The 3,373-nt window shown below is 33.4% G+C and carries 2 protein-coding genes and 1 pseudogene; 2 read left to right on the plus strand and 1 reads right to left on the minus strand.

Annotated features, from left to right (window positions below):
• Positions 1-351 precede the first annotated feature (351 nt).
• Positions 352-1,041 carry a glutathione S-transferase family protein gene (locus F6K13_RS24740; protein ID WP_124143554.1) on the minus strand — a complete coding sequence of 230 codons (690 nt, stop codon included), beginning with the start codon at positions 1,039-1,041 and terminating at the stop codon, positions 352-354.
• A gap of 196 nt (positions 1,042-1,237) precedes the next feature.
• Here F6K13_RS24740 and F6K13_RS24745 point away from each other — a divergent pair, with 196 nt between their 5' ends.
• The gene (locus tag F6K13_RS24745; RefSeq protein ID WP_161564356.1) at positions 1,238-1,378 is read left to right on the plus strand and encodes a hypothetical protein; all 141 of its coding nucleotides are present in this window, start codon (positions 1,238-1,240) and stop codon (positions 1,376-1,378) included.
• Positions 1,379-3,099: 1,721 nt separating this feature from the next.
• Positions 3,100-3,360 (plus strand): annotated as a pseudogene (locus F6K13_RS24750) (dynamin family protein); the annotation flags it as partial.
• Positions 3,361-3,373: the final 13 nt, after the last annotated feature.

The raw sequence follows: 3,373 nt of genomic DNA on the forward strand, positions 1-3,373 counted from the left end.
TGTCTTTTTTGCCTGGCACTGGTAGAGGTGCGGTAGATTATTTTGCCAGAGTTGTTGATAGTAACTACCTCAAAAATAAATACTTCTCCTTTTAAGCTAGCCATAGAATTGAACTGGTGAAAATATTACATAATACCGTGCCAAATTCTACTATCAAAACTAGGTTAGGTAGGGTAAGTAAATTTTTACCTACCCTACCAAAACTAAGTAGAGCAGACTAAAAAAAAGACACTGTATATTTAATCAAAAAACTCCTAAAGCCATTTAATATAAACTTTTGAGCTAATTTACAATTTGATAAATAGCGCCCAAAATTTACCATTTTCTACTTAATAGTTAAATAGCTATTAATTACTGCTGAAACTGACGAGTACCGAAAAGATTTTCCCTGGCTTTTTCATCAAACTTCTTTGTCCGACTCTCACTTAAAACTGCTAAACCACGACTTACTGTAGGTCGCTGACTAATAGTTTCAAACCATCGCTTTAAATGAGGAAAGTCTGATAAATTTTGCCCTTGCTTTTCGTGGGGTACTATCCAAGGATATATTGCCATATCAGCAATAGAATAATCTCCCGCCACATATTCTACTTGAGATAATTGTTGATTTAATACCCCATATAAACGTGATGCTTCATTGGTGTATCTTTCAATTGCATAGGGAATTTTTTCGGGTGCATATTGACGAAAATGATCAGCTTGCCCTAACATTGGGCCAAGACCTCCCATTTGAAACATTAGCCACTGAATTACTGTGTAGCGATCGCTTGGGTTATCGGGAATAAAGCGACTTGTTTTTTCAGCTAAATAGAGCAAAATAGCTCCTGACTCGAAGATAGAAATAGGGTTGCCATTGGGTCCATTAGGGTCAACAATGGCTGGCATTTTATTGTTAGGGCTAATTTTCAAATATTCTGGCTGAAATTGGTCTCCGGCGGTAATATTAACTGGAATTAAGTTATAAGGGGTTTCTGTTTCTTCTAACATAATAGAAATTTTCCAGCCATTAGGAGTAGGCCAATAATATAAGTCGATAGTCATAATTTAAAAAGCTCTAATTTTTATTGAGTTTGCTATTAAAAAGCCTTTAGCAATTAAGTACTTCAGCAATCAGCAGTCAGCTTTTGATAAGGGGATTTAAATTCTTCTTAAAATTAAGCGACTTAATAGAAGTCGGAGATTTAAACCCAAGCTTTTCTGTTCCGGAATGCTCCACAAACAGATACCTAATTAGGGTTTGCTGAAAAAAGTATTTTTGCTCTTTGTAGGAGACAGGAGACAGGAGACAGGAGGAACGGGGAATTTAGAGGAGATAGGAGTAAGAATTGTTCCAATTTCGTACTCTGAAGCTTTGATAAAATTACTTTTTTCTCCTTGAAAGGTAATAAAACTGATAGCTGACTCCTGTTTGCGCAGCATTCCGCAGGAAATGCTTATCTTTTAGAAGGTAAATCTTTCTTATTCTTGAAAAAAGAGAGATGGAGATAATTTTAGAGATGCGAGTATGGTGTTTGGCAAAATTTTTCCAACAATCATTTTTATCAGTTAAGAAATTGTTAGTGATTTAAGTAGATTTCACAATCATAATCAGTTAGGTATAAATGACTTTATTAGTAAGCATTTAGCCGTCAGCTATCAGATATTCCCTGTAGGATGCTACGCAAACAGCTATTGCTTTTAGTTTTAGATCAAAGCTTTACTAATTGAGGTAGATTTCATTAATTGATAATGGATAATTGATAATTACCTCTGGTTAAAACCGAGAGGATTGAATATCAGGAGATATTATTTCTTCTCTTGGTCGATTGGATATTGTTAGGAAACCCATCCATCCCACCCTTCGGGAAGCTGCGAATATCGACCACTTTTTTCCCCTTAAAAGGGGAGGCTTTAAACCAGAATTATTTAATTATTAATTATTAATTATTCGGTAAATCTTACTACCAAAGTTGGCTTTAAAGTCTATATTAATTTTGGGGTGCTGTTCTTTTTTGCCAAGAAATAATTAGGGCTTGCTGATTAATTCTAAAAGTATTGACAGATAAATATTTTAGCGTTTTTTTTTGAAAAAAGTATCAGCTTTTCGGTGGAAAAAGCTCAAAAAGCTAGTATTTTGGGATGATTATGGCAGAAAAATTGAGAGACAATTCTTACTCCTACCTCCTCACTCATTTCCATTTCTCCTGTCTCCTACCCCAGCAAAAAGACTTTCGATACGCAAACCCTAATTAAGCAAAATTAATTGTTTATTTGATGGTCTGGTTAAATAGATAGGAAAAAAGTAAGCATTCAGCAATCAGCTATTAATTCACTGCCTTTATAACAGGAATTAGTATTGAACGGTTTAAGGATAATTCAAAGTATTGAAAAAACAACTTATCTTGACCTTAGCAGTGTATATTCATTATTTATGAAACAGCTAAAAGCTGAATGCAAGCTAGCTGAATATTTAACGAAAAAGTATTTTTAGATTAACTGCTGAAGTAGACAAGTATATTTTTTGTTCCCTACTACCTACTATCTACTTACAAATTTTGAATTAATTTTGCACAAGTACTTATATTTTCTACAAAACTGCGTCGAGAATGTCAGCATTCAGGTATTAGTAGTCAGCTCTTCCTAGGTCATGCTGCGCAAACAGCTTTTTAATGAATGAAGCCAGCTTTATTTTAACTTATACTACATTTTTAACCAGAGTATTATAAACATTTAGCTATGAGTAATCAGCTCTTCCTCCGGAATGCTACACAAACATTTTTTTAATGAATGAAGCCAACTTTATTTTAACTTATACTACATTTTTAACCAGAGTATTGAAGTACAAGAAAGACTCGCTTGAGTTGTAAACCCATGCAATTATGTGGTAAGAAATGAGTTAATAATTCATAGCTGATAGCTGATGGCTGAATGCTTACCCGATAATTACTATATACATTTCCTTGTTTAAAAATTACCAATGAATATTTTTTTGATTTATCCCTCAAATTACGGTCTTATGCTGATTCAAGTGAAATATTAATCAGTGAAAATACTATTGTTGTGCATCAACAAATAATTAATAATAAAATAACAGACATTTACTCACACCATAAAATAGAAATGAATATAATTCCTACTCAATGTCAATACTTACAAAATCAGGTAGAAAATTTACTTCAATTATTGCATCAAGAATCTACTCTAAGACAACAAGATACAACAGCGGTTCGTGCTTCTTTAAATAAAGTAATTTCTCCCAAATTTGAAATAGTATTTGCGGGAGCTTTTAGTGCGGGTAAGTCAATGTTAATTAATGCTTTATTAGGAAGAGAATTACTTTATAGTGCCGAGGGACACGCTACAGGAACAGAATGTTATATCTTGTTGTCTTAGA

It is taken from the genome of Okeania sp. SIO2B9, assembly GCF_010672505.1.
GTDB classification, from domain to species: domain Bacteria; phylum Cyanobacteriota; class Cyanobacteriia; order Cyanobacteriales; family Microcoleaceae; genus Okeania; species Okeania hirsuta.